General features: G+C 73.1%; 4 protein-coding genes and 1 pseudogene. 1 reads left to right on the top strand and 4 read right to left on the bottom strand.

The genetic code is table 11. The features are described from left to right. Positions 1-310: 310 nt before the first annotated feature. On the bottom strand, positions 311-940 hold the full coding sequence (locus CSC62_RS16975; protein ID WP_162407864.1) for an energy transducer TonB: 630 nt from the start codon (positions 938-940) through the stop codon (positions 311-313). Between the two features lie 127 nt (positions 941-1067). On the opposite strand from CSC62_RS16975, the gene serS reads away from it, so the two are divergent. Next, on the top strand, positions 1068-2345 hold the full coding sequence (gene serS / locus CSC62_RS16970) for a serine--tRNA ligase (protein ID WP_162407863.1): 1278 nt from the start codon (positions 1068-1070) through the stop codon (positions 2343-2345). A 389-nt stretch (positions 2346-2734) separates the two neighbouring features. On the opposite strand, the gene CSC62_RS16965 is transcribed toward serS, so the two are convergent. The 3 genes and pseudogenes from CSC62_RS16965 to CSC62_RS17860 all read right to left on the bottom strand — a co-directional run. After that, on the bottom strand, positions 2735-4510 hold the full coding sequence (locus tag CSC62_RS16965) for an ABC transporter transmembrane domain-containing protein (protein ID WP_162407862.1): 1776 nt from the start codon (positions 4508-4510) through the stop codon (positions 2735-2737). After that, entirely contained in the window at positions 4510-5127 is a 618-nt protein-coding gene (locus CSC62_RS16960) for an IMPACT family protein (RefSeq protein WP_162407861.1), read from the bottom strand. The genes CSC62_RS16965 and CSC62_RS16960 overlap by 1 nt, the downstream gene beginning before the upstream one ends. 152 nt (positions 5128-5279) lie before the next feature. Continuing rightward, positions 5280-5699 (bottom strand): annotated as a pseudogene (locus CSC62_RS17860) (hypothetical protein); the annotation flags it as partial.

The raw sequence follows: 5699 nt of genomic DNA, 5'->3' as shown, positions 1-5699 counted from the left end.
ACCCGCAGCTGGTCGCACGCGCTGCCGGCCGGCAGCGCGTGCGACCAGCTGCGGGTCACGTAGTCGCTGTAGCGGCGGGGGGGGGTGCCGGGGTGCGGGGTGGTCTGGATAGCCATGACGAATCTCCTGTGGTGTGACGCGACCCGAGTGTCGGCAGGAGGCAGTAGGCATGAGGTGGTCGTGCAGTGAACGCGATGCGAAGCGCCAGCGGCGGTTCATGCGTGTCGACAAGGCGTGCACGCGATGCCGCAACCGAGCGCCGGCATGACCCATGAATGCAGGGCGCGGGCTGTTATTGAGTAGTGCGCCGCTACTGCGCCTTGAAGTCGATCGGCACCGAGATCCAGCCTGGCACCGGCTGTCCGGCGGCATCGCGCGCCGGTTCGAAGCGCCAGCGCGACACCGCCTCCACCGCGGCGCGGTCGAGGTCGCGCGAACCGCTGCGGCCGCTCACCCGGATCGCGCTCGGATAACCGTCGATGCCCACTTCGACCTCGATGGTCACCGTGCCGCTCTCGCCGCGGCGCAGGGCCGAAGCCGGATAGCGTGGCGCCGGCGGGTCCGGCAGGCGCGCGGGCGGCTGCACCGCCGCGACCGGAGCGGGCGCCGTCTCGATGCTGGGCGGCAGCGGGCCCTGCGTTGCGTCGACCGGCGCCGGCGGAGGCACCGGTGCCGGCTCCTCGACCAGCTGGGCGCTCTCGTCCGGCGCGGGCAGCGGGGTGGCGGCCCCGGCGGGCATCGGCCCGGGCAGCGGATCGAAGGCCTGGGGCGCGGCGGCCGGCTTCACCGGATCGGGCAGGGCCACGGAGCGTTCGCGCGCGCCCAGCCAGACCACGACAAACAGCAGCAGCCCGAGCACGAAGGCACCGCCGACCACCGCCCAGCGCCCGTGCGGGACGTACCGGAGGAAACCTGGAAAGGAGGAGGGCTGGGCGGCCATGCGCGGACGGCGTCGCGGTGGGGAAGACGCCCGGATTCTGGCACAGCCGCGATGAATGCCCGGCGCCGCCGTCGCGCCCGCCGACAATTGGCGATAATGGCCGGCCTCCTTTCCCGCTGCGCCCGCCATGCTCGATCCCTCGCTGCTCCGCAACCAGACCGCCGCCCTGGCCGAACGCCTCGCCGCGCGCGGCTTCGTCCTCGACACCGCCGCCCTGGAAGCGCTGGAGTCCGAGCGCAAGGCGATCCAGGCGCGCACCCAGGAGCTGCAGAACCTGCGCAACACCCGCTCCAAGGCCATCGGCCAGGCCAAGGCCAAGGGCGAGGACGTGTCCGCGCTGATGGCCGAGGTCGCCGGCTTCGGCGACGAGCTCAAGGCCTCCGAGGCGCGACTGGAGGAGATCCGTGGCCGGATCGAGGCCATCGCCCTGGGCCTGCCCAACCTGCCGGCCGAGGACGTGCCGCCCGGCGCCGACGAGAACGACAACGTCGAGCAGCACCGCTGGGGCACGCCGCGCAGCTTCGATTTCGAGGTCAGGGACCACGTCGAGCTGGGCGCCCGCCACGGCTGGCTGGACGGCGACACCGCGGCCAAGCTCTCGGGGGCGCGTTTCACCGTGCTGCGCGGCCAGCTGGCGCGCCTGCACCGGGCCCTGGCCCAGTTCATGCTGGACCTGCACAGCGGCGAGCACGGCTACGAGGAGACCAACGTCCCGCTGATCGTCAACGCCGATTCCCTGCGCGGCACCGGCCAGCTGCCGAAGTTCGAGGAGGACCTGTTCGCCACTGCCCTGGGCGAGCACACCCGCTACCTGATCCCGACCTCGGAAGTGCCGCTGACCAACATCGTGCGCGACGAGATCGTCGAGGCCGAGCGCCTGCCCCTGCGCATGACCGCGCACTCGCTGTGCTTCCGCTCCGAGGCCGGCAGCGGCGGCCGCGACACCCGCGGCATGATCCGCCAGCACCAGTTCGAGAAGGTCGAGCTGGTGTCGATCGTCCGGCCCGAGGACAGCGACGCCGAGCACCAGCGCATGACCCGTGCGGCCGAGACGGTGCTGGAAAGGCTGGGCCTGCCGTACCGCAAGGTGCTGCTGTGCACCGGCGACATGGGCTTCTCGGCGCGCCGCACCTACGACCTGGAGGTATGGCTGCCGTCGCAGGGGACCTACCGGGAGATCTCCTCGTGCTCGACCTGCGGCGATTTCCAGGCGCGGCGGATGCAGGCGCGCTGGCGCAACCCGGCCACCGGCAAGCCGGAACTGGTGCACACGCTCAACGGTTCGGGCGTGGCAGTGGGCCGGGCCCTGATCGCGGTGATGGAGAACTACCAGCAGGCCGACGGTTCGATCGAGGTGCCGGAGGCGCTGCGTCCCTACATGGGCGGGGTCGAGCGCATCGCCTGAGGTCTTGCGGGCCGCAATGCCTCCGTCCGCACAGAAGTGTTGGGTTGGGCTGGCTTCGGGCTGAGCCGCGGCGAACCGGCCGTGTCGTGGCCGCTCGGGCGCACATCCCTAAGGGAAGCAAAGACACTGGGTCCCCGCCTGCGCGGGGACGACAGCGAGCAGCAGGATGGCCTGAAGAGCAGAAGCACCAGAAGCAGTGAGCTCCAAGCCCGCAGAGGCCGTCGTGCCTTGGGTCTGCGGGGCAAGTGGCACAGGGACGTGCCACGGCCGCGAGTTGCGGGCAGGAGCCCGCCCGAGCGGTGCGCCGCAGACCCAAGGCACGGCGGCCCAGCCCGAAGCCAGCGCTTCTGCTTCAAACATCCAGACGCAGCAGCACCATCCCTGCGGCTTCAATCCAGGAACTGCAGCCGTGCCAGTTCCGCGTACAGCCCATCCTGGGCCAGCAGCTGCTCATGGGTGCCCTCGGCCACCACCCGGCCGCGGTCCATGACCACGATCCGGTCGGCCTTGAGCACCGTGGCCAGGCGGTGGGCGACCACCAGCGTGGTCCGCCCGCGCATCAGGTTCTCCAGCGCATGCTGGACCGCACGCTCGCTCTGCGCGTCCAGGGCCGAAGTCGCCTCGTCCAGCAAAAGCACCGGCGCGTCCCGGAGCAGGGCCCGGGCGATCGCCACCCGTTGCTGCTGGCCGCCGGACAGGCGCGCCCCACGCTCGCCCAGTTCGCTGGCGTAGCCGCCGGGCAGGGCGGCGATGAAGCCGTCGGCCTCGGCCGCGCGCGCGGCCGCGTGGACCTCGGCATCGCTCGCGTCCAGGCGCCCGTAGCGGATGTTGTCCATCGCGCTGGCGGCGAACAGCACCGGCTGCTGCGGCACCAGCGCCAGCTGCGTGCGCAGTTGCGCCGGATCGGTCTCGCGCAGGTCGACCCCGTCCAGCCGCACCGTGCCGGACTGCGGATCGTGGAAGCGCAGAAGCAGCGACAGCACCGTGCTCTTGCCGGCGCCGGAAGGGCCGACCAGGGCCACCGTCTCGCCCGGACGCACGTGCAGGTCGAAGCCCTCCAGCGCCGGCGCGTCCTCGCGGCCGGGATAGTGGAACACCACCTGCTCGAAGCGGATCTCGCCGCGCACCGGCGCCGGCAGCGACGCCGGTTGCGCCGGCGCGGCGATCGCCGGCCGTTCCTGCAGCAGCTCGGAGATCCGGCCCATGCCGCCGGCCGCCCTCTGCAGTTCGTTCCAGACCTCGGCCAGGGCGCCGACCGAGCCGCCGCCGATCAGCGCGTACAGCACGAACTGGCCCAGGGTGCCGGCGCTCATGGTCCCGGCCACCACCTCGTGGGCGCCGGACCACAGCACCAGCACGATCGCGCCGAACACCAGCACGATCGCCGCCGCCGTCACCGCCGCCTGGGCGCCGATCCGGCGCCGCGCGGTCGCCACCGCGACCTCCAGGGCCGCGGCGAAGCGGCCTTGCTCGTAGGGCTCGCGGGCGTAGGCCTGGACCGTGCGCACCGCGCCCAGGGTCTCGGCGGCCAGGGCGTTGGCGTCGGCCACCCGGTCCTGGCTGGCGCGCGAGGCCTTCTCCAGCCGGCGCGCGCCGAGCACGATCGGCAGCACCGACAGCGGGATGCCGACCAGCGAATAGGCGGCCAGGTGCGGACTGGTCACGAACAGCATCACCAGACTGCCGACCACGGTGACCATGCTGCGCAGGGCCACCGACATGGTGGTGCCGATCACGCTGCGCAGCAGCTCGCTGTCGGCCGACAGGCGCGAGACCAGTTCGCCGCTGCGGCTGCGGTCGTGGAATCCTGGGTCCAGTGCGATCAGGTGCGCGTACAGGCGCTCGCGCAGGTCGGCCACCACCTTCTCGCCCAGCAGGGAGACGAAGAAGAAGCGCGCGGCGGTGGCGATCGCCAGCACCACCGCGACCACGAACAGCAGGGCGAAGGCCTGGTTGATCTGGCCACCGCCGCCGAAGCCGCGGTCGATCATGTAGCGCACCGCCACCGGCAGGCTCAGGGTGGCGCTGGAGGACACCGCCAGCGCCACCAGCCAGGCGCCGAACAGGCCCAGGTGCCGGCGCACGAACGGCCACAGGGTGCCCAGGCTGCCGAGCTTGCGCAGGCGACCCTCGCGCGGGCCGGCGTTTTCCGGAGCGGCGGCCATCAGTGCAGGCCTCCGGCGGCATCCCCGGCGGCGACGGTCTCGCCGAAGCGGACGCGGTCGCGGGTGGCATCGCGCAGGCGCGCCTGCAGGGCGGCGGCGCGGTCGGCGGGCAGGCGCAGGACGAGATGCGCGCCATCGGCCTCGAAGCGCTCGCCGGTCTTCTCGGCCGCATGCGCGGCGAGGGCGGCGTGGACCGTGCCCAGGTCCTCGAAGGCGCAGGCCAGTTCCAGTTCGGCCATCGCCACCAGCGGCTGCCGCGGCGCGGTGCGCAGGCATTCGGCCGCCGCCCCGCCGTAGGCGCGGACCAGGCCGCCGGCGCCGAGCTTGATCCCGCCGAACCAGCGGGTGACCACCACCGCGACCCGGTCGTAGCCCTGGCCGTCGATCGCCGCCAGGATCGGGCGCCCGGCGGTGCCGGCCGGTTCGCCGTCGTCGCTGGAGCGGTAGTCCGGGCCGATCCGGTAGGCCCAGCAGTTGTGGGTGGCGGCCGGATCGGAGACCCGGGCGACGAAGGACAGGGCAGTGCCGGCGGTATCGACCGGCGCGGCCTGGGCGAGGAATCGGCTGTGCTTGACCTCGAGCAGATGCGAGGCCGGCGCGGCGAGGGTGTCGGTCATCGCCGCGATTCTAGCGCGGGGGGAAGGCGGACCCGTCTTTTGGGGCTTCCCGTAGGAGCCGGTCTTGCCGGCGACCGTGGAGGCGGACGCGTCAATGGCACCCGGTTTCACGCAGACGTATCCACCATGGCGGTCGCCGGCAAGGCCGGCTCCTACAGAGGCGGGGGCAGCAGCGGCCGCAGGTCTTCGGGTACGGCCAGGCCGGGATGGCTGCGCACGAACCGCGCCAGGCTGGCGCGCGCGCCCTCGAGGTCGCCCTGGTCGCGCTGCAGGCGGATGCGCTGCAGCCAGCGTGCGGCTTCCTCGTCCACGGCTTCCTCGGCCACGGTTGCGGCGGAGGCCTTTTCCGCATCGGTCGCTGCCTGCGGCGCGGGGGCGAAGGAGGGGGAGACGTCCGCCGCCGCGGAAGCAGGGTCGCCGGCCTCGAGCACCCGAGGAGGAGGGAGCGGCGCAGGGCCGGCCGTCACCGGAGCTGGCCGGGCCACGGCTATGGCCGCCCGTCGTTCGGCGGCAACCGTGGAAGGTGCCGCGCTGTCCGCGCGCGGGGCCGGCGGCGCGGCACCTTCCACGGT

It is taken from the genome of Pseudoxanthomonas jiangsuensis (genome assembly GCF_010093185.1).
Classification (GTDB): Bacteria; Pseudomonadota; Gammaproteobacteria; order Xanthomonadales; family Xanthomonadaceae; genus Pseudoxanthomonas; species Pseudoxanthomonas jiangsuensis.
Note: the sequence above shows the minus strand (reverse complement) of the source record. Positions and strands in the feature narration are given on the sequence as shown.